Source organism: Clostridium sp. DSM 17811 (genome assembly GCF_018861905.1).
In the GTDB taxonomy this organism is placed as follows: Bacteria; Bacillota; Clostridia; order Clostridiales; family Clostridiaceae; genus Clostridium_AD; species Clostridium_AD frigoriphilum.
The window spans coordinates 14,158-40,301 of record NZ_JAHLDU010000017.1; the positions used below are offsets into that span (position 1 = coordinate 14,158).

A 26,144-nucleotide genomic window follows, 5' to 3' on the forward strand; every position below is an offset into this window, starting at 1 on the left:
TTTAAATAGGTTTTAATAAAAATACTGCACTTAGGGGGATCCCAGTGCAGTATTAAATTCATAACCCTACTTGCAATCATTAAGATCAACATATAGAATCATAAAGAAGGTATGTTCAATTTAAAGGTACTGAGAGTCTAAAAAGCATGGAGGTTATTAGGTGGAAGATGTAAGTATGGGTAGAGAAAAAATAATTACATACAATATAATGGATAATAAAAGAATGGGAATTCACTCACATCAAGAGATTGAGTTAGTTTATATATTAGAAGGTAAAATGGAATTAGAAGTTGAAGCTGATAAATTCCACTTGGAGCAGGATGATTTCGTAGTTATTAATGCCAATAAAAAACATAGTTATAAGTGTTCAGAAAATATTCTTATGGCAAGTTTCTATATTTCATTTCAAAAACTAAGTAGTTTCCTTGGTAATAATTTAATATTATTTTGGTGTAATTCAACTATAGATAAAGATGATTCATACCAAGAAGTTAGGAGAATATTGAAATTAATCTTTAATAATTATTTAAATAGAAAGGGAGAAGAAGATTTTTACGAATATAGTCTGTTTTATCAATTATTAAATTTATTAACAAGTAGTTTTCTAATACATAATGCAGATGAGCGTTTTCATAATATGACTAGCAAATATGATGATAGAATTAATGAGATTACTAATTATATTCAAGGTAATTATAATAAAGCAATAAGCCTTAATGATTTAGCCAATCAGTTACATTTATCTAACGCTTATTTATCAAGATATTTGAAGAAACAACTGGGAATGAACTTTATAGAGTATTTAAATAATGTTAGATTGCATCATGCGTTAGAGGAGTTATTATATACGGATACAACTATTACTAGGATAGCTTTGAATAATGGATTTGCGAATACAGCTGTGTTCAACAAGTTATTTAAAGCAACTTATAATATGACGCCTTCTGTATATCAAAAGAAACTAACAAAAGACAAAGATAATAGTCTAGATGAAATCGATAATGCTGGTTATAAGAAAACTATATTATCTAGACTTGAGACTCATTTTGAAGGAAATTTGTCAGAAAACAAATCAGATAAGGTAAAAGATAACCAGTATATAATTGTAGATACAAACAGCAAAAAAGAATATGAAAAGAATTGGGATAAAGTCATTAACATTGGAGTAGCAAGCGATTTGTTACATTCAGATATGCAAGAACATATAATAATATTAAAAAATGATTTGAAATTTAAATTTGTTAGGTTTTGGGATATATTTGGACATGATATGTATGTAAATGTATCAGATATAACAGGGAAATATAATTTTGATAAAATAGATAGAGTTTTAGATTTCTTGGTAAAATATAATATAAAACCATTTATTGAACTTGGGCAAAAACCTAAGAGAGTTAATAGAACAGTAAGTAAACCAATTATATTTAAGGAAGATAAACCACTTTTTTCGAACATCAATGAATGGAGAAATATTGTAAAGGCTTTTGCTACTCATATTGTTAAGAGATATGGTGGTGAGGAGGTTCAGACTTGGTGTTTTGAAATGTGGAAAGACAACCTTAATGAGTATATACAGGTTGATTATATTACTATTTTTAATGTGGGATATACAGAGTTAAAACGTTATATTCCAAATTGTAAAATTGGTGGAGCAGGATTTTGTGTGGATTATGGACAAAAACAGTTAATTAAAGATTTTACAGAGTGGAAAGCTGAAAGTATTCAGCCAGATTTTCTATCAGTTTATCTTTATCCATATTTGGCAGGGAGTGAGAAAGGTGAGAAATATTCAAAACGCACCACGGATAAAAATTTTATTTTAAATGAGACCAAATACATTAATAAAATATTGAAAGATATACAATGGAATGTGAAAGAATTATATATTACTGAATGGAATGACACAATATCTAGTCGTAATTATACTAATGATAGCTGTTATAAAGGTGCTTATGTAATGAAAACTATTATTGATAATATATATGAAGTAGATTTACTAGGGTATTGGATTGGTTCTGATTTATTTTCAGAGTTTTATGATTCTAACATATTGTTAAATGGTGGTGCAGGTTTAATTTCGAAGGATGAAATAAAAAAACCACCATTTTATGCCATTGAATTCATGAATAGAATGAGCAATAGTATTATAGATAAAGGGAACAATTATATTATAACTGCTAACAATCATAATGGATATTATATAGCTTGTCATAATTATAAACATTTTAATTATTACTATTATTTAAAAGCAGAGGATCAAATTAAGGCAAGTGAGCAGGATAAAATATTCAATAATTATGAAGATTTATGTTTGAATTTTCAAATTAAAAATGTATTGAATGGGCAATATGATGTAAAAACTTATTCAGTAAGTAGACAAAATGGAAGTGTACTAGATGAATGGGTTAAAATGGATGAGTTTGACGATTTAGGGAAGGATGAGATAGAGTATTTAAAACGAATTTCAACACCTAGGTTGTCTATAAAAAGATGTAAAGTAGATGAAAATGTGTTGAATTTAGAGATTAATTTAACAGCACATGAGTTTAGCATGATACACATATCATATAAAGATTAATATCAAGGTCAATATAAAATAAGGTCAAAAAACAGACGTACTGTTTTTGACCTTATTTTTTATGAAAATTTTTTAAATATAAAACTGGGCAATAGTTAATTGAATTAGGTGTAATTAATTGGATGATTGAATCTGTTTAAAAAAGTATAATTTAGGTAGTAAGAAAAATAAGAAATGTAACAATAGGAGGGAAATAAAAATGAGTAAAATTAGAATAGGTATTATAGGATGTGGAGGTATTGCAAATAACAAGCATTTCCCCGCATTAACATTCCACAAGGATTTATGTGAAATGGTAGCATTTTGCGATATTGTTGAAGAAAGAGCTGTTAAAGCCGCTAAAAAATTTGGGGCACCCGGAGCAAAGGTTTACACAGATTATAATGAATTGTTAAAGGATAAATCGATAGAGGTAATTCATGTATTAACACCTAATGTAATGCATAGTCCAATTACGGTGGCAGCATTTGAGGCAGGAAAAAATGTAATGTGTGAAAAACCAATGGCACATACAACCGATGCAGCTCAAGCGATGATTGATGCTTGGAAGAAATCAGGAAAGAAGTTTACGATTGGATATCAAAATAGATTTCGCCCTGAAGTACTATCATTACATGAAGCTTGTGCAAAAGAAGAACTTGGTGATATTTATTTTGCAAAAGCACATGCACTTAGAAGAAGAGCAGTTCCAACTTGGGGAGTATTCCCAGATAAATCACAACAAGGTGGGGGGCCATTAATAGATATTGGAACACATGCACTTGATATAACTTTGTGGATGATGGATAATTATAAACCTGTTTCAGTAACGGGTTCTGTGTTTTATAAATTAGGGAATTTGGAAGACGGCCCTGAAGGCAATATGTTTGGACCGTGGGATCCTAAAACTTTTGAAGTAGAAGATTCAGCATTTGGATTTATTAAAATGGAAAATGGAGCAACTATCTTCTTAGAATCTTCATGGGCATTAAATGTAGTAGAGTCTAAGGAAGCATCTACTACACTTTGTGGAACAAAGGCAGGAGCAGAAATCAAATCAGGAATGAGTTTCCCAGTAAATGAATTAATATACAACAGAGCTCATCATGGAATGCTAGTAGAAGAAAAAAATTCAGCAGCAGGAAGTATTTCATTCTTTGAAGGAAGTGCATCATCACCAGAGATGGTAGAAGCAAAACAATGGTTAGAGGCTATTAAAAACAATACAGAGCCATTAGTAAAACCTGAACAGGCTTTTATCGTAACAAAAATACTTGATTATATCTATAAATCAGCTGCACTCGGAAAAGAAATTATATTTTAAAAATAGGAGGTCTTAATGTGGGATTTGCAATGAGAATTAATTTTGTTGATGTTATTTGCGACAATAGTTTAAAGAATACTTATGTAAATGGAGAAAAAAGAGGATTTCTTTTTGATATGCGTTTAAGTAATTATAGAGGACACTATCTTTCATGTATTGATGAATTTAAAGTTACAGTTGATGGTGAAGAAATTGCTGACGAAAAGGTTACTTTTGGTATAAATAATAAAGAATTTAATGTAAATCAATTTTCTAATTTAATAAGTGAATTTTGGCAACTAATTGAACCAGCTCATATAATGGTACATAAAAAGAGCGGCTTAAGTGCTGGAAATCATGATATTAAAGTACACTTAATGTTAAGAGTTCCCTATATGCCACTATCTGCATCTGCAGAAGACTCGAATTATATGCCATTAGACAGTTGTGGTGAAAAGGTTTTAAGTATTAAAGAAGATTAAAGGAGGGAAAAATATGAGTAATATTAAATTAGGTGTAACTCTATATTGTTTTACAGCCGAATATGCAAGAGGAATTTTATCATTTGAAGATTGTGTTCGTATTGCTGCACAAATGGGTGCTGAAGGATATGAAGTTGTAGGGACACAAATGAATCCTTCTTATCCATATGTAAGTGATGAATTCTTAGGTTTAGTTCAAAATTGTACACAAAAATATGGTATCAAGCCTATTTGCTATAGTGCAAACCAAGATAGAGGTATGATTCCAGGGCGTAACTTAACAGAAGATGAATTATTAGCTAGTGCTATTATTGATTTGAAAAGTGCACATAAATTAGGATGTAAAATTATGAGGGCTCAATATCTGTTATCTCCAAAAGCACTAGGAAGATTAGCCCCTTATGCAGAAGAGTATGGAATAAAAGTTGGTATAGAAATTCATAATCCTGAAACTCCATCAACTCCAATTGTTAAAGAATATATTGAAGTTATTAAAGAATCAGGTTCAAAATTTATTGGATTGATTCCTGACTTTGGATGTTTTGCAACGAAACCTAATAAACCAATTTGGGATGATGCATTGAAAGCAGGAGCAAAACTAGAACATTTAGAATTAGCTGCTAAGATGAGATATGATGATGTTCCAAAAGAGGAAACTAGAAAAAAATTAATAGAAGTAGGGGCAGGTGGACCAGTATTTGGGGCACTTGAAGGAATGTATGGATTCGTGCAGTTTCGTAAAGAACCAGATTTAGAAGGACTAAAAAATATAATCCCATATTGTTTTCACTTTCATGGTAAATTCCATTACATGGACGAACAAAACCATGAAGCGAGTATTCCATATCAGGAGATATTACCTGTTATACAAAACTCGGATTTTGAAGGATATATAATGTCAGAGTATGAAGATCATGCATCTGGACGTGCAATCGAAATGACTAAAAAACATCTTATGATGGAAAGAAAGTTATTGGAAAGTTAAATACTTATGAGAGGTGAAAATTTATGGAATTAGGTTTTATTAGTGCAATACTAGGAGAATTAAGTTTTGAGGAATTAGTAGATTTTACGTCTGAAAATGGATTAGAGTGCCTTGAAGTTGCATGTTGGCCTAAAGGAAAAGTTGATAGAAGATATGCAGGGGTAAGCCATATTGATGTAAATACTTTAGATGATGAAAAAGCTATTTATATCAAAGACTATTGCTCTAAAAAAGGTGTTGAAATATCTTCTTTAGCGTATTATCCAAATACAATTGATGCTGATTTAGAAAAAAGGAAAACATATATTGAACATATATATAAATTAATTGATGCGGCTAGTAAATTAGATGTTAATATGATTACTACTTTTGTAGGACGAGTACCTTCAAAGACAGTAGAGGAAAATTTAGAAATAGTTAAGGAAGTTTGGCCTCCAATTGTAAAATATGCAGAAGAAAAAGGTGTAAAGATTGCAATTGAAAATTGTCCAATGTTATTTTCAGATAATGAATGGCCAGGTGGACAAAACCTTATGACATCACCAGCAAATTGGAGAAAAGTTTTTGAAATAATAGATAGTCCCAATTTCGGGATAAACTATGATCCATCGCACTTTATATGGCAACAAATTGATTATATTAAGCCATTATATGAATTTAAAGATAAGATTTTTCATGTACATTATAAGGATATAAAGATATACAAGGATAAACTTTGCGATGTTGGAATTATGGCAACACCACTTCAATATATGTCACCTAAATTACCGGGACTTGGCGATGTTAATTGGGGTAAATATGTTTCAGCGCTTACTGATATAGGTTACAAAGGATACACATGTATTGAAGTTGAGGATAAAGCATTTGAAGGCTCCGTTGAAGATGCAAAGAAGGCCGTAATTTTAAGTGCAAAATATCTTAGACAATTTGTAATATAAATACAAGGAGGTAATACTATGAACGTTAAATTAGGGATTTTAGGCTTTGGCGGTATGGGAAAATGGCACGAAGAAAATGCCAGAAGAGTTGACCAAGTAGAAATTATAGCAAGTTGTGATATTAAGGAAGAAAAAAGAAAAGAGTCAGAAGCGAGAGGAGTAAAATCCTATGAATTTGTAGATGATTTTTTAGCAAATCCTGATATTAATACAGTGTTGCTTACAGTCCCAAATTATTTACACAAAGAGATGGCAATAAAAGCTGCTAAAGCTGGGAAAAATATTATATGCGAAAAGCCAGCAGCACTTAATGTAAAAGAACTTGATGAGATGACACAAGCAGCAAAAGATAACAATGTAATTTTTACAGTGCATCAAAATAGAAGATGGGATAAAGATTTTCAAATTGTAAAAAAAGTATATGAGGAAAATTTAATAGGTAAAATATTCACAATAGAATCAAAACTTCATACAGCAAATGGAAGAATTCATGAATGGCATTTATACAAAAAATACGGTGGCGGTATGATGTATGACTGGGGAGTGCATTTAATAGACCAAACATTATTTATGATGGGGGATGCACACTTAGTGAGTGTGTTTGCAGATATTAAAAGTATTATAAATGACGAAGTTGATGATTATTTTAAAATTCTAATGAAATTTGATAATGGTATTACAGTGCATCTTGAGTTAGGTACTTATATATTAAGTTATCAGCCAAGATGGTTAGTTGCAGGAAATAGAGGAACTTTAAAAATCAATTCATTTGCTTGTGATGGTGAGATTTGGAGAACTAGTGAATTATTAGATAAATTACCTGCACAAATTGCAGAAACTGTTGCTGGTCCAACTAGACAATTTGCACCTCAACCTGCAGGTGTATTGTATTCAGAAGCACTACCGGAAGTGAAAACAGAATGGACAGATTTTTATAAGAATTTTGTTCAAGTAATAAATGGAAAAGAAGAATTAAAAATAAAGATTCCAGAAGTAAGAAAAGTGTTATCTGTTATGGAAGCTGCATTTGAATCTAGTGAAACAAACAAAGCTATAATGTTTTAAGTTATTTTATATAAAAGAAAAAAAGGCGAAGGGAAATCAAATGAGAGAATATGGATTTGGGGTAGATATTGGTGGAACCGCAATAAAAATAGGATTGTTTAAAGTTGATGGAACATTATTAGAAAAATGGGAGATAGATACCAATAGAAAGAAAAATGGTAAATATATATTAGAGGATATATCTATGGAAATAGAAAATAAATTAAAGCAAAAAAAAATAGATAAAAATAGTGTAGTAGGTGTTGGAATTGGTGTACCTGGACCTGTAAGTTGTGACGGAACTGTATTAAAATGCGTTAATTTAGGTTGGGACATATTTAATGTAGAAGAAACTTTGAGCAAAATGATTGATCTTCCAGTAAAAGCTGGCAATGATGCCAATGTTGCTGCATTAGGAGAAATGTGGCAGGGTGGAGGCAAAGGATATAAAAGTTTAATAATGGTCACACTTGGGACTGGAGTAGGCGGTGGAATTATAATTGATGGTAAAATAATTTCAGGTATACACGGTGCAGGCGGAGAAATTGGACATATTAAAGTTGTTGAAAATGAAACAGAAGTTTGTGGATGTGGAAAAACAGGCTGCCTTGAACAATATGCATCAGCTAATGGTATCGTAAAAGAGTCACAAAAGCTTTTAGAAAATGATAGTAGCCCCTCTATACTAAGAAATCATAGTAAAATAACAGCAAAAGAAATATTTGATGCTGCAAGAGAGGGTGACGAGTTAGCAAGTAAGTTAGTTGAAGATTTGGGAGAAAAATTAGGAAATACACTTGCAAATGTATCATGTGTATGTGATCCGGAAATTTTCGTTATAGGTGGAGGTTTATCAAAAGCAGGAGAAATTCTTCTGAATGTAATTCAAAAACATTTTATAAAAAAAGCATTTCATGCTTCTGAAAGAACAAAATTTGAACTTGCTACATTGGGGAATTATGCAGGGATTTATGGTGGAGTAAAATTAGTATTCGATATATAAATATAAATATGACATAGAGGAGATTAAAAACATGAAAGTATTAGGAATTTCATTTGGTAAAAAGATGGCTAACAATGATATATTAGTAAAAGAAGCATTATTCGGAGCAAAAGCTGCAGGTGCGCAGGTTGAATTTGTAAATACAGTTAATCTGAACATTGGTCGTTGTACTGGTTGTGGAGCATGTAGTACAGGATTTCAAAAGGGAAAAGATACACAATGTATTATCAAAGATGATTTTCAAGAATTAGAGGAGAAGATTCTTAATGCGGATGCAATAATTGTAGCTGCTCCAGTGTATGTGCTTGAACCAGTTGGACAATTTAAAGATTTTATTGATAGATTTGGACCTCGTCATGACAGTGCAGCAATGCAAGGTGAACAGGATAAACGTATAGTAAGAGGTGAGGTAGATAACCAAGTTGATCCAAGGTATTTTAAGAAGTTTTATGTTGGGTATATTTCTGTTGGAGGTGCACATACTAAAAATTGGGTTTCTTTAGGAATGCCTACTATGCATACTTTTGGTATGTCAATGGCAATGAAAGTTGTTGGAGAAGTTGATGTATATGATATGGGAAGAACAGGAAGTCCAGTATTAAACAAAGATTTAATTAAAAATGTAAATACACTAGGAGTTAAGGTTGCAGAAGCAATAGGTAGACCTGATGATGATATAGAATGGTACGGAGAAGAAGGAACTTGCCCAGTATGTCATCAAAATTTAATTACATTAAACGGTACAACTACTGTAGAGTGTACAGTATGTGGTATTGAAGGTAAATTAAAAATAGATGGAGAAAGGGTAAATGTAACTTTCTCAAAAGAGCAACAAGAGCGTGCCAGAGGAACATACGCAGGACTTAAGGAGCATTATTTAGAGATTCAAGGATTTGGTGCTATAGCAGGACCAAAAATGAAAGCAGCAAAGGATATATTGCCAGAACTATTACAAAGATATAAAGATTTTGATAAATTAACAAAATAAATAAAAGACCATGAAAATTCAATAGTCTTTCATAGATCTCTTTAATAGTTGCTTATACCAAATAAACTACTAAAGAGATCTATTATAAAAGCCAATAATGAAAACGTTATTATAGATTATTTGGTCATCAGTGAAATAAGTTTAAAACTAATGAAGGTTGTTGATTTCATAGTATATGGTATTGTTGCCTAATACATTTATTAACGTTGTAATCGTGACCAAACAGATATTATTAATTATGTTAGGGAGGGTAATATATGGAAACTAAATTAAGTAATAAGGAAATGGTTATTCAAAAAATGGTTACTAAAAAACTTAGTTTTGGCACAAAAGTTAGTTACGGTTTAGGTGAATTTGCTTGTAGTATTGTTTGGAGTCTAATAGCATCTTATCTTTTGTTTTTTTATACAGATGTATTTGGATTACCAGGTACCGTTGTAGCTGTATTATTACTTGTAGCACGAGTATGGGATTGTGTTGTAGATCCATTACTAGGTATAGTTATGGAACATACAAATACTAGGTTTGGAAGGTTTAGACCATATATCCTATTTGGTTCAATAGCTCTTTGTATATTTAATGTATTAACTTTTTATACTCCATCTTTTACTGGCGTATCAAAGATAATCTATGCAGCTGTAACATATTTATTATTAGGTTCAGTTCATTCGCTAGTTAATGTTCCATATGGTGCACTTGCTACAGTTATGACTAGGGATACTAATGAAAGAACTAGTTTAAATTCTTTCAGGGGATTCTTTGGAACTATTGCAGGAATTCTTACAGGAGCTACAGTAATGCCTTTAATTCAAATATTAGGTAAAGGTAATAATCAAAAGGGTTACTTCTATGCATCAATTGTATTATCATTAATTTCAATGCCTATGTTGTTTATAACATTTAAAAATTGTAAAGAAGTTATAACACCTACAAAGGCAGAAAAGCCTACAGTAAAACAATCTTTAAAGGCTGCATTTTCAAATAAGCAATTACTGTTGGTATATGCAACTCTATTCTTACTGTTTACTGGTTTATTTGAAAGATTAGGAACTTTAATGTATTACTGCATATATTATTTAAAACGTCCTGATTTAATAGCGGTTTTATTTACATTATTATCTGTTTGCATGGCTATTGGTTCATTCATACCTTCGATAGCTACAAAACACATTGAAAAGAGTACATTACTAAGAATTGGATTAGTAACAACTGGGATTTCACTTTGTGGCATCTATTTAACTCCTGAAACAAACATTACAATGATTCTAATCTTGTCAGTTTTTGCATGTATACCATTGGGGATTAATGGTATTATGATATTTAGTATGGTAGCTGACTGTATAGATGATAATCAACTTAAAACTGGATTTCGTAGTGATGGATCAATATACTCTTTTACAAGTCTTATAACAAAAATTTCGAATGCATTAGTAGGAGCTCTAAGTGTTACTTTTTTAGGCATGGTAGGTTATGTTGCAAAAGCACAACAGACTGCAGAAGCAGTACATGGAATAAATATTATAGTAAATTTATTACCAGGCATAATGTTTTTATTAGCGACAATACCAATGTCCTTTTATGGTATTACTAAAATTAGGGCTACGAAAACTAGTGAAATATTACTTGAAAGACGTAATAAAAGCATTACTGAAGAGTAACTTATAATATAATTGATAAATCTAAAAAATTTACTCCTATAATTTTAAGATTAATTGAGATTATAGAAATTATTCCAATTATCATTTTATACCATTTCTTCGAAAAAGTATTTTGTAAAGGGTATAGGCGTTGGAGTAGCTAAGGGTTAAATAAAAAGCTGATAAGGAGATTTTAAAATGATAATTAAAAATAAAGAAGAAGAGACTTTTAATAACCCAATTTTACCAGGATTTTATCCGGATCCTTCTATATGCCGTGTAGGGGAAGATTATTATATGATTAATTCCAGTTTTATGTATTTTCCTGGCATACCAATACAGCACAGTAAGGATCTTGTACACTGGGAACAGATTGGCCATGTATTAGATCACCCATCTCAGTTAAATTTGGATGGCGCTGGATTTACAGGAGGAATATTTGCTCCTACTATTCGTTATCATAAAGGTGTGTACTATGTGATAACTACAAATGTAAACAATGGAGGAAACTTTATTGTAACTGCAACAAATCCATCAGGTCCATGGTCAGATCCATATTGGATAAAGAGAGCACCTGGGATTGATCCTTCTCTCTTTTTTGATGAGGATGGTAGGGCTTATTATACTGGTACAAGAAGTCCACAAGATCCACAGTATATGGGAGACCAAGATATTTGGTGTCAAGAGCTTGATTTAAATACAATGCAGCTTATTGGTGAAAGTTATGTACTTTGGAAAGGTGCTTTAAAAAATGCGTATTTTATTGAAGGACCTCATCTATATAAAATTAATAATTTTTATTATTTAATGATTGCAGAAGGTGGTACTGAGCATTTTCATTCAGTTACTATTTCAAGAAGTAAGGATATTTTTGGACCTTATGAAGGAAACCCTGGAAATCCAATATTAACCCACCGCCATCTTGGTAAAAGCTATCCTATTTCAAATACTGGACATGCGGACTTTGTTGAGACTCAAAATGGTGAATGGTGGATGGTTGCACTTGCTTCTAGGCCTTATGGAGGATATTATAAAAATCTAGCAAGAGAAACATTTCTAATGCCTATGATTTGGGAAGATGGTTGGCCGATTGTAAGTCCTGGAACAGGAAAAATAGAGTTTGAATATTCCATTCCAAACCTTACGAAATTTGATGTTGATTCAAGAGCAAATCGTGATGATTTTAATAAAGAAACACTAGATTATATATGGAATAGCATTCGTACTCCAAGAAAACAGTTTTTTAGTCTAACAGAAAGACCTGGTAATCTTAGACTAAAACTTAGAACTCAAGGGATGGTGGATATTCTTAAAGCACCACCTTATGATGAAAGTAAGAGACTTTGTTATAAAGAAAAAGAAACGATTGTAGATAATCCTAGCTTTATAGGACGACGTATACAACACATGAATTTCGATGCTTGTACAAAAATGGAATTTAGTCCTAAAAACGATTTGGAAACTGCAGGAATTGCAATGGTTCAAGATAATAATCATCAATTTAGATTTGAATATTCAATAGAAAATGGAGAAAAAATTATACGCTTAATGAAATGTATAGCTAAAGTGGACATGGATTTTCACGCAAAAACCTTCAGCTATGAAAACATAGAAAGTAAGCTTGAACAGAAAGTCTTTAATTCACAAATAATTTATTTAAAGGTATCTGTAAGGGGTCAAGATTATAGTTTCTACTATGGATCATCTTTAGACTCAATGGAACTGCTAATAGAAAATGTAGATGGTAGGATATTATGTTCTGAAGTAGCAGGAGGGTGTGTAGGAACATATATAGGTATGTTTGCAAGTAGTAATGGGGTCGCTTGTGATAATATAGCAGACTTTGATTGGTTTGAGTATATAGGCGAAAATTAGTAAGAATGACTTAAGAAGAGAAAATTGAACTGATGAAAAAGGAATATTACAGAAAAAAATCCCATGCACGTATTTTATGGGCAACCGTATCATTTTAGGTCACATTTGAAATATAAAATTATGGAGGAATGTTTTTATGGAAAACTTACCTGGTATTAAAAAATATAACGGAATTGATACATTATTTGTTCATAATGAACCTTTTATTGTACTTGGTGGAGAAATACATAATTCAAGTGCCAGTAATCTTGAATTTATGGAGGAAAATGTTTGGCCTAATCTAAAAGGGTTAAATATGAATACAGCCCTCATTCCAATTTACTGGGAGTTGATTGAGGAAGAAGAAGGAGTTTTTAATTATTCAATTTTAGATGGTATTATCGACCAAGCAAGAAAGAATAATATGCATTTAATTTTATTATGGTTTGGGTTATGGAAGAATACAGAATCCACTTATGTTCCAGGTTGGGTGAAAAAAAACTCTAATACGTATTTCCGTGCGAAAAAAGTGAATGGTGAAGTGACGAATACCGTATCACCTTTATGTCAGACTGCTATTGAAAAGGATGCTAATGCATTAGCTCACATTATGGAACATATAAAAGAAATTGATGAAAAACAAAATACAGTTATTGCAATTCAGGTAGAAAATGAAATTGGTCTGATGGGGACTGATAGAGATTATTCAATAGAGGGAGAAAGTGAATTTGCGAAGAATGTTCCAGCTGAGATAGAAAAAGAATTTTCTGTTCAAGGAAATTGGAAAGAGTGCTTTGGATATGAAGCAGGAGAATATTTTATGGCATATTATTATGCTAAGGCAGTAGAATATATTACAAAGGCAGCACAAAAAGAATATAATATTCCCTGTTATGCAAATGCTTGGTTAGAACAGTATCCATGGCATTTAGGATCATATCCATGTGGCGGACCTGTTGCATCTATGCATAAGATGTGGAAACTGATTGCACCATCATTGTTCTGCCTTGCACCAGATACTTATGTATCATATGTACCTCAAGTAATGGAGGAATATACTCAAAATGGAAATCCGCTTTTCATTCCAGAAGTACGTAAGGATGCTGTGACAGCATCGTATGCATTGTATGCCTTTGGAAAATATAATGCTATCGGCTATTCACCTTTTTCAATAGAAGAATATGGAATGAATCCAGAGGCTATTCAAAAACCTCCTATGGAATTAATGATTGCATTAAATATAGATCCAACATCCTTTGATATAGAAGGTAGTAAGGAGTATCTTGCAAGAGTATATGGATTGATGGAAGAAATTAAGCCATTGTATTTTAAATATCGTGGCACCCCTAATTTAAAAAGCTTTGTGAAAACGTCAGAAATTGATTATGGTACATTTTTCGAATTTGAGAACTATGATTTTCAGATTGGATATGCTCCCAAACAACCAAAGAAACCAGTAGCAGCTGGTATGATATATCAAGTTGGAGAAAATAGCTTTTATATTATTGGTATGATGTGTAATATTAATATTTTACCAAAATTGGGTGAAAATAAGAAGGTAGATATTTTGAAGTTTGAAGAAGGAGAATTTGAGAATGGTGAGTGGAAGTGTAGCCGTGTTTTAAATGGGGATGAAAAAATGGCATTGCATTTAAAAGATAAGCTAAGCTGCTATTATATTGAATTATATAAATATTAATAAGGAGGTGAATTCATACAGAGGATTCTTCGCTTTGATATCTAGTGTTATTACAGGTGCTTTACTTATGCCTTTAGTGACTGCATTAGGTCATGGAAACAATCAGAAAGGATTTTTTTAAGGAATAATTCCAATGTGTTTCTATGGTATAACTAAGCAAAAGCAACAAGCTATGCTACAGAAATTGAAGAAAGACGTTCTAAATAGTAAATATATTTAATTTATAAATAAAGATAAAGTACATAAAAGAATTCTGTAGATTAGATAAATGATAAATTTAATCTGTAGGATTTTTTTAATTATGATATTGTTGATAGTAACGACAGTATAATATAATTAAGAAGAGGGTTTGTAATATTTTATACGAGGAGTGGGATTAATGAAATGGTTTAATAACTTAAAAATGATTCAAAAGCTAGTTTCATCGTTTGTCATGATTGCATTATTTATAGGCATTGTGGGATTTATCGGAATGAATAGCATGAGAGTCATTAATAAAAATATTATGAACCTTTACAATAATGATCAAATAAGTGTTATTACTAACAAACTTAAAACAAATTCAATTACAGGAGAGAAGGAAATATTATTAATCCTTACTCCATCATTCAAGGTGGGGCTAAACTTTTTTAAAAAAGACCTTGCAAGTACGAAAATTAGTGATAATGAACTTATTGCAAGTTACAAGGGACTTATAATTACAGATAACGATAGAATACAGTTTGTTAATTTTGAAAAATTAGTGGAAAGTTCTCGGATAGTGGAGGCTAAAATACTTAAACAAGTTGATGAAGGTAACTATGCTCATTCAAATGAGTACATAATGGGTTATGCAGCAATTTCAACCAATAAGATCAAATTTTTAGATAAACAATTAAAATTAATTACAGATAGAGGAAAAGTAAATTATAATAATAGTAACGCATTATATAATAGTGCCTATGTTAAAATAATATCATTAACTAGTTTGGGATTATTCGTTGCTATAATCTTAGGTCTAATAATTGCTATGTCAATTTCAAGGCAAATAAAGAAGGTTGTAATCGTAGCTGAAGCACTTTCCGAAAATGATTTATCAAAAATTATTGACATTGATAATAAAAGTGAGCTTGGAGGTTTGGCAAAAGCTTTAAATAAGGCTATAACAAACTTAAAAATACTAATTGGCGAAATATCGGGTAGTGCTAATGAAATTAGTGCTACAAGTGAAGAACTATCTGCTACAATACAGGAAATATCTGTTAAGATGGAGATCGTAAATGAATCAGTGAGGCAAGTATCTTTAGGGACAGAACAGTTAAGTGCTACTACTCAAGAGGTAAATGCGACCACGGAAAGTATTGCAGAAAATGTCGGGGAGGTTACTGTACGTGCAAATAAAGGAAATGAGATTGCAAAGGATATAGAACTAAAGGCAAAACAAATTAGTGAAGATGCTGAAAAGAGTTCTATAACTTCAAATAAACTATATTTAGAAAAACAAGGGAACATATTAAAAGCAATTGAGGATGGTGAAGTTGTTCGTGAAGTTAAGTTAATGGCGGATGAGATAGGGAATATAGCAAGTCAAACAAACCTTCTCGCACTTAATGCAGCAATTGAGGCAGCAAGAGCCGGAGAGCAAGGTAAAGGTTTTGCCGTGGTTGCAGATGAAGTTAGGAAATTAGCTGAACAGTCATCTACTGCAGTTCAAAGGATTCAAGAAGTAACAGGTAAAGTTCAACTAGCATTCCAGAATCTTTCTAGCAACGCTCAGGATGTATTAGGCTTTATTGATAATAAGGTAAAACCTGATTATGATTCATTTGTAGGTACAGGTAAGCAGTATGGTAAAGATGCTGTAGTATTTAATAAGATGTCCTCAGATATAGGAGATTCAATGAATATTGTAAACCAGACTGTATTAGAAATTAAAAAGGCAATTGAAAGTATATCAACTACATCTGAGGAATCAGTAGCAAGTTCTGAGGAAATATTAGAAAGTGTTAATGAATCTGTTATAGCGATTGAGGAAATAACAAAAGCTTCACAAAACCAAGCAATGCTAGCAGAGCAATTAAACATTATGGTTCAAAGATTTAAGTTGTAACGTATTTATTTTACTCCTCGGATAAACGATCAAATCCTATTCCTTTGCCCCATACCGAAATTACAGGTAAAACATCTACAAAGGCATCTGGATCAGTTTCTGCTATATACCTCTTAATTAACATAGATTCTCTTGGAGAACAGAGTGTTAGAAGTTTTAAGCGTGGTAAATTTTTATAACCGCCTTTTACTTCATAACTGGTAACTCCTCTTTTAATAGTGTGGATTATGTATTGAGTTATAGCTTGATGATGATCGCTTATTATTTCAAGTTTGACCTTCTTTGAACCAAATCCAAACATCACAGCGTCAATCATATTCACCATTATAATTTGTGAAAGAATAGCATAAAGTGCGATATTTGAATTATATACTATAACTGATGATGCAATTAGTGTTCCATCAATACAAAGTAGAATCTCACTTATGCTTACAAAAGTAAAAATCTTATGATGAAGAATTTTCGCAACAGTATCAGTTCCTCCCATTGAAAATCCTCTTTTTAGCACAAGACCAGTTCCAATTCCACAAATAAGTCCAAAATAAACTGAAGCCAGCATCATATCATTTTTTATAAAGCAATAATTAAATCTTTCAAAAATTATTAGTATAATAGGAAATATTACGGAGAGGGTGATTATTTTTATACCTTCCCTTTTGCCCATAGATATCCAAGCAACAGCTAAAACTAAAATAGATAACATATAATCGATATATGTATATTTAATATGAATTAGTTTTTCGAGTATTATTGATGTTCCAGTTATCCCACCAGTTATTAATCCATTTGGTCTTAGTATAGAAGTAATTGAAAATGCAATCAATAAACAACCTATGCTTACAAATAAGAAATCCAATACATTTTTATTAAAGTTAATTTTCTTCACAATATCACCATCCTTGCGATTTATTACATATATAATTATTGTAACAGATATTGTTTTGCACTTATAGGTGGTTTAGATTATTTTTAAATAGAATTCAATAAAAATACTGCACTTAGGGGGATCCTAGTGCAGTATTTTTATTTTTTTACCAATTTAATAATAGGTTGGTGTATTTAATACTATTATTAGGGTCATATTTATCAAGGATCCACAGTATGTGATAGTACTAAAAGAATATTTAAGTAAAAATTATTTTATAACATTTCCATATAAAGTTTCTATAATTTTGATAAATTATTTACGCGATATTAACAATTTGAAACGATTTCTTTAGTTTTCTATTTTGCACTTATATTTAAACTAAAGTATCGTGGGATTATAAACAAAATTTAGGAGGATAATTTATGAACTTTTCTAGTATTATGGATACTCAAATTATCCTGCCAGTTATTAATCTGTTTGGTCTTAGAATAGAGGCAATTGAAAATGCAATCAATAAACAATCTATAAAGAATAAAGGTTAATTATATGTTATAAATTTTAATCTATCTTAAGAAAAGAACACAAAGATTTATATTTTAGATAAAAATACAAGTAAAAGTAGATAATTATAAGAATGTGTTTGTATTTTTTTTATGTAGAATGAATGTGCATTGTATAGAAATATCTACAAAAGCTGTTGGACCTGGACCGTTTGTAAATTCATTGGGTAAAGGAAATTCAAAAATGGTATTTTTGTTGATAGCTACCTTGTTTTCAGTAGTTGGGATCGGTTGTTATTTAGTTGTATATTTCAATTGTAAAGAGAAATATGTACAAATAAATGTACAAATAAATGTACAAATAAATGTACAAACAAAAGATAAGCACAAAATTAGAATCCTCCAAACTTATAAAAATTCTTTTAAAAACGGACCATGGGTATCAACTGTTGTTTTTGCATTACTTATGTTTGTAAAAATTGGAGCAGTTGTAGCAATAACTATCTATTTTTGTATTATGCCATTTTTTAGAGGTAATATGGTTTTGTTTATTGGAATTTATTTAATTGAAAATATCTTTGGTGGAATTAATTCAGGGGCTGTGTTTGGAATGATAGCAAATTCTGTTGATTATAATGAATGGAAATTTGGAGAACGTACAGAAGGAACACTTTATGCTGGTTATAGTTTTTTCACAAAAGTAGGGGTGGCTATTGGTGGCGCAGCTATTGAATATGCATTAGCATTTTATAAGTTAGATAGTATTCATCCTAAAATCGTTAAAGAATTGGAAGCAAGACATCAACCTATAATCTAAATAATATTTTGTTGATTATCCAGTAGTAGTAATTTTGCTACTGGATTTTTGAGATGTTCTTCAAAATATCACCGTTCTTGAAATTTATTACATATATAGTTATTGTAACAAATATTATTTTATACTTATAGGTACTTTAGATTAATTTTAGGTTATGTTAATTTTAAATAAGTGTATTTGTAAATAAATTATTAAATGAATAATAATACCATATATTAAAATAAATGTATTGATAAAGATGTAAAAATATGGTAGAATAAAAAAATGCGGTAAAATGAAATTAAAAAAATATTCTGAAAATAAATTTTATATCTAGGGGGAAATTTAATGATTACATTTAAGAAAATGTGGGATGATGTATTATTACTGCTATCAAATGATGACTACATAGACATGAACATTTTGGAGAAATTTGATTCGGGATTTGTTGTTAAAGAAAGTGATGATACAATTTTTATTACAAAAGAAGACTTTTCCAGTTTTTGGTGTAAATTGTTGTACTATGAAAAATTATCACTGAAGCAAGTTCTAAGTGATGATAAATTAAAACCAAAATATATTTATACTATGATAAAACAATTACCTTATATCTCAGAAAATTCTTCAGTAATTAAGTTAAGACAATAATTAGAACGTTGGAATTATTATAAAAAAAGTTGATATTTTTTCTTTAAAGTAGACAGAGTAAATAATAAAAATCTTAGAGAAATAGGGTCAGTGGATAAATATATCTGCTTGCCCTATTTTTGTGATTTTAGATTTAGCTATTTAGTTTCAATTATTCATTAGTTAACATTATTTTGGTTTTCACTTTTGTGATTTAGTACCATTCGCGATGCAAATGGAATTTGTTGTAATTAGTGATTATGTTGTAGATACATCTAAACCAGTCAACAGGCTTATTTGGCGTAGTAATTAAAGTTTTATTATCTTGAACTTTATTATTTAAAACTGTAATATATCTTAGAAAATTGAATAAAGTGGTATCATAAGAAATTTTAGGAGGTTGGAGTGTAAATAATATAATTAAGTTAGAAACAAAATTAAAATAAAATTTAATAATTTAACATAAATAGAGGTGCAGATAAAGGGGTAGTTTTTGAATGTTAAGGATAAGAACATCCAATGTCAAAAATGAAGGATTTGTTTGCCGAAAGGATATTTTGGTTCTTTAAAATATTCTTGGCGATAGAGAACAGTATTTCTATCACTGTCATGAAGTTCTTATGGAGAGCTATTTATGTAATGGAAAGTTAATTTTTCATTGCATTAATAGGTTTTTGTTTCTATTAATTAAGGCACTGAAAATTCAGTGCCTTTTTCTGTGTTCACAATAGAATCAACCTAGGATTGCAAATTAGACACTATGATTAAAAAGGAGGATAAAATGAAATCTTTAATTAGACTAAGAATGAGTGCTCATGATGCACATTATGGTGGAAATTTAGTGGATGGAGCAAGAATGCTTCAATTATTCGGGGATGTGGCTACAGAACTTCTAATTCTAAATGATGGTGATGAAGGATTATTCAAAGCCTATGATGCTGTAGAGTTCTTAGCACCAGTTTATGCGGGAGATTATATAGAAGCGGTTGGAGAAATAGTGAGTGTAGGGAATTCTTCAAGAAAAATGATTTTTGAGGCAAGGAAAATTATAGTGCCAAGACCAGATATAAATGATTCAGCTTGTGACGTATTAGATGAACCAATAGTTGTTTGCAAGGCAAGTGGGACTTGTGTAGTTCTAAAAGATAAACAAAGAAAATAGAGAACAACAAGGAGGTAACAGATGGAAAAATTAATAATTACTGCAGCTATATGCGGAGCGGAAGTTACAAAAGAACATAATTTAAATGTGCCTTATACTGTTCTTGAAATAGCAATGGAAGCTGAAAAAGCATATAAAGCAGGAGCTAGCATTATTCATTTGCATGTAAGGAAAGATGATGGAACACCTACTCAAGACTTAATAAGATTCGAGGCATGCATGGAAGCTATAAAAGAAAGGTGCCCAGATGTAATCATTCAACCGTCAACCGGTGGAGCGGTAGGGATGAGTAACGCAGAAAGATTACAACCTATAAATCTTAGACCAGAAATGGCAACTTTAGATGCAGGAACTTGTAATTTTGGTGGAGATGACATATTTGTAAATACTGAAAATACAATTAAAGAATTTGGAGAAAGGATGATTGAATCCGGCGTAAAACCGGAAATTGAAGTTTTTGATAAGGGAATGGTAGACATGGCTATAAGACTTCAAAAGAAAGGTTTTATAAAAACACCAATGCATTTTAATTTTGTTATGGGTGTAAATGGTGGGATTAATGCATCACCAAGAGATCTAGTATTTATGCAAGAAAGTATACCAGTGGGAAGTACTTTCACAGTATCAGGAATTGGGAAATATGAGTTTCAAATGGTAGCTATGGCCATTATTATGGGTGGGCATGTAAGAGTTGGATTTGAAGATAATGTATATATTGAAAAGGGTATCCCGGCTAAATCAAATGCAGAATTAGTAGAAAGAGTAGTTAGAATTGCGAAGGATCTTAGTAGAGAAATTGCAACTCCACATGAAGCAAGAAAAATATTAGGTTTATTACCTTAAATCAAGATAGGTGTTAAGCGATAAAGGTTGTTCTATCCCAAAAATGAATAGAAGGAGGCAAAATAAGTGAATAAAGTTGTAGAGTTAGAACAAATTAGACCTCTACTTAAAGACGGAATGTCAATAATGATAGGAGGATTTCTAGCCTGTGGAACACCAGAAAAGATTATAGATTTATTAGTAGAAACAAATATTAAAAATTTAACTATAATTGCAAATGATACAAGTTATGTAGATAGAGGTATAGGAAAACTTATAGTAAATGGTCAAGTTAAAAGACTTGTAGCTTCTCATATAGGAACAAATGCAGAAACAGGGAGGCTTATGACAGAGGAAAAAATAGAAGTAGAACTTGTGCCACAAGGAACGCTAATTGAAAGAATAAGAGCAGCTGGAGCTGGACTTGGTGGAGTGCTTACGCCAACTGGAGTTGGTACTATGATAGAAGAAGGAAAACAAAAACTTACAATAGAAGGAAAAAAATATTTGTTAGAGACTCCAATTAAAGCAGATTTAGCACTTGTTTATGCAAGTGTGGTAGATGAAATTGGCAATGCAATTTATTATGGAACAACAAAAAACTTTAATCCCATTATAGCTACTGCTGCAGAAATTGTAATAATTGAAGCTAAAAAGATTGTTAAAGTTGGGGATCTTGATCCAAACAATATTGTTACTCCATGCGTACTGGTTGATTATATTATTAGGGAGGATAACTAATATGGGTATAGATAGTAAACTTGCAAAACAAATTATTGCAAAAAGAATTGCAAAAGAATTTAAAAATGGCCAACTTGTTAATTTGGGTATAGGGCTCCCAACATTAGTTACAAAATATATTCCCGAAGGTGTACATGTTACTCTCCAATCGGAAAATGGAATGATTGGAATGGGAACGGCCCCAGTAGAAGAAAACAACGATGTAATTAATGCAGGAGGTCAATTTACTTCAATAATTCCCGGTGGGGCATTCTTTGATACTGCAATGTCTTTTACTTTAATAAGAGGCGGACATGTTGATATAACTGTCCTTGGAGCATTAGAAGTAGATCAAGAAGGTAACTTAGCTAATTGGATTGTGCCGGGCAAAATGGTTCCTGGTATGGGTGGCGCTATGGATTTAGTAGTAGGAGCTAAAAAGGTTATTATTGCAATGCAACATACAGCTAAAGGAATTCCTAAAATACTAAAGATGTGTACATTACCGTTAACAGCAAAAGCACAAGTTAACCTAATAGTTACAGAACTTGGAGTAATGGAAGTTACGGATAAAGGTCTTGTACTTATTGAAATTCATAAAGATACAACAGTTGAAGAAGTTAAATCACTTACTGAGGCTGAATTGATTATATCAGAGAACTTGAAAATAATGGATATATAAAGGGGGGAATTGATTATGGAAAAAGGATGTAAATACGGAACACACAGGGTAATTCAACCAATAGGTGTTATGCCACAGCCAGCAGCAAAAATCTCAAATGATATGAATATATACGATAATGAAATTTTAATAGATGTTCATGCTTTAAATATAGATTCAGCTAGCTTTACCCAAATAGATGAAGAAGCTGGACATGACATCGAAAAAATAAAAGCTAAAATCATTGAGATTGTTGCAGAAAGAGGAAAGATGCAAAATCCAGTAACTGGATCAGGTGGAATGCTTATTGGAACAGTCGAAAAAATAGGTGAAGCATTAGATGGAAAAATAGATCTTAAAGTTGGAGACAAAATATCCACATTAGTTTCATTATCGTTAACTCCTTTAAAAATAGATGAAATTATAGATATTAAACCGGACATAGATAGAGTTGTGATAAAAGGAAAAGCTATTTTGTTTGAAAGTGGATTATATGCAAAACTTCCAAAAGATATGGATGAAAATTTAGCATTAGCAGCATTAGACGTTGCAGGGGCAGCAGCTCAAGTTGCCAAACTTGTTAAACCAGGTCAATCAGTTCTTTTACTTGGTGCTGCAGGTAAATCGGGAATGCTTTGCTCTTATGAAGCGGTTAAGAGGGTAGGACCAACAGGAAATGTTATTGGACTTGTAAGAAACGAGGAAGAAAAAACGAGATTGAAAAGACTTGGTTTAAAAATGAAAATAGTTATTTGTGATGCTAGAGCTGCTATTGATGTAATGAATGCTACTCTGGAGTGCAACAATGGGTGTGAAGTGGATGTTGCAATCAATATGGTAAACGTTTCCGATACTGAAATGTCAACAATACTGCCTGTAAAAGATGGCGGAGTAGTTTACTTCTTCTCTATGTCTACAAGCTTTACAAAAGCAGCACTTGGAGCTGAAGGAGTAGGTAAAGACATTACCATGATTGTAGGAAATGGATACACTAAAGGACATGCTGAAATAACGCTTGAAGAGTTAAGGGAAAATGAGACATTAAGAGGAATATTCGAAGAATTATATGTTTAGTTATAGATAAATTATTATACGATGGAGGGGCTGACATGAGGGTTAATAGAAGAGTCGAACTATTTAAAGATGTAACAGATGAGCAGTGGAACGATTGGAAATGGCAAGTTAAAAATAGAATTGAGACTGTGGATGAACTTAAAAAATATATACCACTAACAGAAGATGAGGAAGAAGGAGCAAGGAAATGTTTACAAACATTAAGAATGGCAATAACTCCTTACTATCTTTCTTTAATAGATATAAATGATCCAAATGATCCAATAAGAAAACAGGCTATACCAACAGCACTTGAATTACACAAGGCGCACGCTGATTTACTTGACCCACTACATGAAGATACGGATTCTCCAGTGCCGGGGCTTACTCATAGGTACCCAGATAGAGTATTACTATTAATAACTGATCAGTGTTCCATGTATTGCAGGCACTGTACAAGAAGAAGATTCGCAGGGCATAGCGATAGTGATCTGCCAATGGCAAGAATAGATAAAGCAATCGAATATATCAGAAATACGGTGCAAGTAAGAGACGTATTATTATCAGGTGGAGATTGCCTACTTGTTGATGATGACAAATTAGAATATATAATCGAAAGATTAAGAGATATACCCCATGTTGAAATAATAAGACTGGGTTCAAGAGTACCTGTAGTTCTTCCACAAAGAATTACGCCAAAATTAGTTAATATGTTAAAGAAATATCACCCAATTTGGTTAAATACTCATTTTAATCATCCAAATGAAATTACGCAGGAAGCAAAAATTGCTTGCGAAAGGCTTGCAAATGCAGGAATACCTCTTGGAAATCAATCAGTACTTTTAAGAGGGGTTAACGACTGTACGCATGTAATGATGGATTTAGTTCATGAGCTTGTCAAAATTAGGGTTCGCCCATATTATATTTATCAATGCGACCTTTCAATGGGGCTTGAGCACTTTAGAACACCAGTATCTAAAGGAATAGAAATTATTGAAGCTTTAAGAGGGCATACTTCAGGGTTCTGTGTGCCAACATTTGTTGTTGATGCTCCAGGCGGAGGTGGGAAAACTCCGGTGATGCCAAACTATGTTATATCTCAAAGTCCTGAAAAAGTAGTACTCAGAAACTTTGAGGGTGTTATAACTACTTATGAACAACCAACTAGCTATACTTCAGGTTGCCATTGTGAAGTATGCGAAGGAGTCAAAAAGGTTCACAAAGTGGGAGTAGCTGGATTATTAAATAATCAACAAATGTCAATGGAACCAGTTGGACTTGAGAGAAATTTAAGAGGACATCACGAGTAAAATGGAAGATATAAAAAATATAAGCAGCATTTTCAATATGATTCGCGATTATGAAAGCATTTCTATAATAGGGATGGATAAAAATGTAGGGAAAACAACTACTCTAAATCATATTTTAAGAGAAGCTAGAGGGAGAATATCCCTTGGGCTTACATCTATAGGACGTGACGGTGAAAAAACAGATAGAGTAACTGGAACCGAAAAACCTAAAATTTATATAGAAAAAGGAAGTATAATTGCGACAGCAAAACAGTGTTTATTAAATAGTGATATAACTCGCGAGATTTTAAAAACAACTGGGTTTAATACTCCTATGGGAGAAATAATTATATGCAGAGCAATAAGTGATGGATATGTGGATTTAGGTGGTACTTCTATAAATTCTTATATGACTTTAATATGCAATGAACTTAAAAGCTTTGGAAGTAAGCTTGTAATTGTGGATGGTGCTTTTAGTAGAAAAACTTTTGCATCACCATCAATTACTAATGCTACAATTTTATCAACTGGAGCAGCAATGTCAAAAAGTATGGTAAAGGTAATAGACGCAACCTGTCATATAGTGAATTTATTATCATTAGAGAGTGAAAAAGATATGGAAGTATTAAAGAGTGCGAAGGAAATTTTATGCAAAGGCAAAATAGGTATTATTGACAGAGATAATGCTATAAGGATGTTAGCTGTGATTACATCAATTGGAGCATCTAAAGAGATTGCGCAGTTATTAGACAAAAATACAACACATGTTGTTATCAAAGGTGTAGTAACAGACAAACTATTAGAAGAAATTATGACATCCACGAACAACTATAAGGGAGTAACTTTCCTAGTTGAAGACGGAACAAAGTTGTTTTTAACTAGGGAAACTCTTTATAAATTTAAAAATAGAGGTGGAATCATAAAAACAATAAAATCTATTAATATAGTATGTGTTACATCCAATCCAAAATCACCTTATGGGTATGAATTTGATAGAAATAAGTTTTTACATGAGCTTCGCAATAAATTAAATATACCTGTATTTGATGTAGTTGGAGGGGAGTAAA

General features: G+C 31.5%; 22 protein-coding genes and 1 riboswitch. Of the genes, 21 read left to right on the forward strand and 1 reads right to left on the reverse strand.

The features are described from left to right. The first annotated feature begins 160 nt into the window (after positions 1-160). From KPL44_RS17840 to KPL44_RS17895, 12 genes are all read left to right on the forward strand, one after another. The gene (locus tag KPL44_RS17840; protein ID WP_331702788.1) at positions 161-2,578 is read left to right on the forward strand and encodes a GH39 family glycosyl hydrolase; all 2,418 of its coding nucleotides are present in this window, start codon (positions 161-163) and stop codon (positions 2,576-2,578) included. A 199-nt stretch (positions 2,579-2,777) separates the two neighbouring features. After that, complete coding sequence (locus tag KPL44_RS17845; protein WP_216252923.1) at positions 2,778-3,881, forward strand: Gfo/Idh/MocA family protein; 1,104 nt, start codon at positions 2,778-2,780, stop codon at positions 3,879-3,881. Positions 3,882-3,898: 17 nt separating this feature from the next. Next, positions 3,899-4,342 carry a C-glycoside deglycosidase beta subunit domain-containing protein gene (locus tag KPL44_RS17850; protein WP_216252924.1) on the forward strand — a complete coding sequence of 148 codons (444 nt, stop codon included), beginning with the start codon at positions 3,899-3,901 and terminating at the stop codon, positions 4,340-4,342. Between the two features lie 13 nt (positions 4,343-4,355). Next, positions 4,356-5,327 (forward strand): sugar phosphate isomerase/epimerase family protein, encoded by a 972-nt coding sequence (locus KPL44_RS17855; RefSeq protein ID WP_216252926.1) that lies wholly within the window; start codon positions 4,356-4,358, stop codon positions 5,325-5,327. Between the two features lie 23 nt (positions 5,328-5,350). Further along, complete coding sequence (locus KPL44_RS17860) at positions 5,351-6,265, forward strand: sugar phosphate isomerase/epimerase family protein (protein ID WP_216252929.1); 915 nt, start codon at positions 5,351-5,353, stop codon at positions 6,263-6,265. Between the two features lie 18 nt (positions 6,266-6,283). Then, positions 6,284-7,330 carry a Gfo/Idh/MocA family protein gene (locus tag KPL44_RS17865; RefSeq protein WP_216252931.1) on the forward strand — a complete coding sequence of 349 codons (1,047 nt, stop codon included), beginning with the start codon at positions 6,284-6,286 and terminating at the stop codon, positions 7,328-7,330. A gap of 40 nt (positions 7,331-7,370) precedes the next feature. Further along, complete coding sequence (locus KPL44_RS17870) at positions 7,371-8,312, forward strand: ROK family glucokinase (RefSeq protein ID WP_216252932.1); 942 nt, start codon at positions 7,371-7,373, stop codon at positions 8,310-8,312. 31 nt (positions 8,313-8,343) lie between these two features. Continuing rightward, positions 8,344-9,300 (forward strand): flavodoxin family protein, encoded by a 957-nt coding sequence (locus KPL44_RS17875; protein ID WP_216252934.1) that lies wholly within the window; start codon positions 8,344-8,346, stop codon positions 9,298-9,300. 257 nt (positions 9,301-9,557) lie between these two features. Further along, positions 9,558-10,958, forward strand: a complete 1,401-nt coding sequence (locus KPL44_RS17880; protein ID WP_253201833.1) for an MFS transporter — start codon at positions 9,558-9,560, stop codon at positions 10,956-10,958. Between the two features lie 177 nt (positions 10,959-11,135). Continuing rightward, on the forward strand, positions 11,136-12,812 hold the full coding sequence (locus tag KPL44_RS17885) for a glycoside hydrolase family 43 protein (protein WP_216252936.1): 1,677 nt from the start codon (positions 11,136-11,138) through the stop codon (positions 12,810-12,812). A gap of 136 nt (positions 12,813-12,948) precedes the next feature. Continuing rightward, positions 12,949-14,490, forward strand: coding sequence for a DUF5597 domain-containing protein (locus KPL44_RS17890; protein WP_216252938.1), 1,542 nt, complete (start codon positions 12,949-12,951; stop codon positions 14,488-14,490). A 379-nt stretch (positions 14,491-14,869) separates the two neighbouring features. After that, a complete protein-coding gene (locus KPL44_RS17895) occupies positions 14,870-16,579 on the forward strand; it encodes a methyl-accepting chemotaxis protein (RefSeq protein WP_216252940.1) in 1,710 nt (569 codons plus the stop codon). Between the two features lie 10 nt (positions 16,580-16,589). Here the strand turns inward: KPL44_RS17895 and KPL44_RS17900 are convergent, their stop codons facing one another. Further along, the gene (locus KPL44_RS17900) at positions 16,590-17,465 is read right to left on the reverse strand and encodes a YitT family protein (RefSeq protein WP_216252942.1); all 876 of its coding nucleotides are present in this window, start codon (positions 17,463-17,465) and stop codon (positions 16,590-16,592) included. A 642-nt stretch (positions 17,466-18,107) separates the two neighbouring features. On the opposite strand from KPL44_RS17900, the gene KPL44_RS17905 reads away from it, so the two are divergent. The 9 genes from KPL44_RS17905 to KPL44_RS17945 all read left to right on the forward strand — a co-directional run bounded on the left by KPL44_RS17905 (position 18,108) and on the right by KPL44_RS17945 (position 26,143). Further along, entirely contained in the window at positions 18,108-18,764 is a 657-nt protein-coding gene (locus KPL44_RS17905) for an MFS transporter (RefSeq protein ID WP_216252944.1), read from the forward strand. Positions 18,765-19,091: 327 nt separating this feature from the next. Beyond that, on the forward strand, positions 19,092-19,391 hold the full coding sequence (locus KPL44_RS17910) for a hypothetical protein (protein WP_216252946.1): 300 nt from the start codon (positions 19,092-19,094) through the stop codon (positions 19,389-19,391). A gap of 438 nt (positions 19,392-19,829) precedes the next feature. Continuing rightward, a riboswitch (Lysine riboswitch) is annotated at positions 19,830-20,009 on the forward strand. A gap of 142 nt (positions 20,010-20,151) precedes the next feature. Continuing rightward, a complete protein-coding gene (locus tag KPL44_RS17915; RefSeq protein ID WP_216252948.1) occupies positions 20,152-20,532 on the forward strand; it encodes a hotdog fold domain-containing protein in 381 nt (126 codons plus the stop codon). Between the two features lie 21 nt (positions 20,533-20,553). After that, positions 20,554-21,375 carry a 3-keto-5-aminohexanoate cleavage protein gene (locus tag KPL44_RS17920; RefSeq protein ID WP_216252950.1) on the forward strand — a complete coding sequence of 274 codons (822 nt, stop codon included), beginning with the start codon at positions 20,554-20,556 and terminating at the stop codon, positions 21,373-21,375. Positions 21,376-21,441: 66 nt separating this feature from the next. Further along, entirely contained in the window at positions 21,442-22,095 is a 654-nt protein-coding gene (atoD, locus tag KPL44_RS17925; RefSeq protein ID WP_216252952.1) for an acetate CoA-transferase subunit alpha, read from the forward strand. A gap of 1 nt (position 22,096) precedes the next feature. Continuing rightward, positions 22,097-22,756 carry a 3-oxoacid CoA-transferase subunit B gene (locus KPL44_RS17930; RefSeq protein WP_216252954.1) on the forward strand — a complete coding sequence of 220 codons (660 nt, stop codon included), beginning with the start codon at positions 22,097-22,099 and terminating at the stop codon, positions 22,754-22,756. A 15-nt stretch (positions 22,757-22,771) separates the two neighbouring features. After that, entirely contained in the window at positions 22,772-23,809 is a 1,038-nt protein-coding gene (locus tag KPL44_RS17935) for an L-erythro-3,5-diaminohexanoate dehydrogenase (protein ID WP_216252956.1), read from the forward strand. A 35-nt stretch (positions 23,810-23,844) separates the two neighbouring features. Next, positions 23,845-25,098: a lysine 2,3-aminomutase gene (gene ablA, locus KPL44_RS17940; RefSeq protein WP_216252959.1), complete on the forward strand. Its 1,254-nt coding sequence runs from the start codon at positions 23,845-23,847 to the stop codon at positions 25,096-25,098. A 1-nt stretch (position 25,099) separates the two neighbouring features. Further along, positions 25,100-26,143, forward strand: coding sequence for a hypothetical protein (locus KPL44_RS17945; RefSeq protein WP_253201834.1), 1,044 nt, complete (start codon positions 25,100-25,102; stop codon positions 26,141-26,143). The last annotated feature ends 1 nt before the right edge of the window (position 26,144 follow it).

Coding starts and splice junctions, on each gene's coding strand:
- KPL44_RS17845 (WP_216252923.1), top strand. CDS start 2,778: ATGAGTAAAATTAGAATAGGTATTATAGGATGTGGAGGTATTGCAAAT.
- KPL44_RS17855 (WP_216252926.1), top strand. CDS start 4,356: ATGAGTAATATTAAATTAGGTGTAACTCTATATTGTTTTACAGCCGAA.
- KPL44_RS17860 (WP_216252929.1), top strand. CDS start 5,351: ATGGAATTAGGTTTTATTAGTGCAATACTAGGAGAATTAAGTTTTGAG.
- KPL44_RS17865 (WP_216252931.1), top strand. CDS start 6,284: ATGAACGTTAAATTAGGGATTTTAGGCTTTGGCGGTATGGGAAAATGG.
- KPL44_RS17870 (WP_216252932.1), top strand. CDS start 7,371: ATGAGAGAATATGGATTTGGGGTAGATATTGGTGGAACCGCAATAAAA.
- KPL44_RS17875 (WP_216252934.1), top strand. CDS start 8,344: ATGAAAGTATTAGGAATTTCATTTGGTAAAAAGATGGCTAACAATGAT.
- KPL44_RS17880 (WP_253201833.1), top strand. CDS start 9,558: ATGGAAACTAAATTAAGTAATAAGGAAATGGTTATTCAAAAAATGGTT.
- KPL44_RS17885 (WP_216252936.1), top strand. CDS start 11,136: ATGATAATTAAAAATAAAGAAGAAGAGACTTTTAATAACCCAATTTTA.
- KPL44_RS17890 (WP_216252938.1), top strand. CDS start 12,949: ATGGAAAACTTACCTGGTATTAAAAAATATAACGGAATTGATACATTA.
- KPL44_RS17895 (WP_216252940.1), top strand. CDS start 14,870: ATGAAATGGTTTAATAACTTAAAAATGATTCAAAAGCTAGTTTCATCG.
- KPL44_RS17905 (WP_216252944.1), top strand. CDS start 18,108: ATGAATGTGCATTGTATAGAAATATCTACAAAAGCTGTTGGACCTGGA.
- KPL44_RS17910 (WP_216252946.1), top strand. CDS start 19,092: ATGATTACATTTAAGAAAATGTGGGATGATGTATTATTACTGCTATCA.
- KPL44_RS17915 (WP_216252948.1), top strand. CDS start 20,152: ATGAAATCTTTAATTAGACTAAGAATGAGTGCTCATGATGCACATTAT.
- KPL44_RS17920 (WP_216252950.1), top strand. CDS start 20,554: ATGGAAAAATTAATAATTACTGCAGCTATATGCGGAGCGGAAGTTACA.
- KPL44_RS17930 (WP_216252954.1), top strand. CDS start 22,097: ATGGGTATAGATAGTAAACTTGCAAAACAAATTATTGCAAAAAGAATT.
- KPL44_RS17935 (WP_216252956.1), top strand. CDS start 22,772: ATGGAAAAAGGATGTAAATACGGAACACACAGGGTAATTCAACCAATA.
- ablA (WP_216252959.1), top strand. CDS start 23,845: ATGAGGGTTAATAGAAGAGTCGAACTATTTAAAGATGTAACAGATGAG.
- KPL44_RS17945 (WP_253201834.1), top strand. CDS start 25,100: ATGGAAGATATAAAAAATATAAGCAGCATTTTCAATATGATTCGCGAT.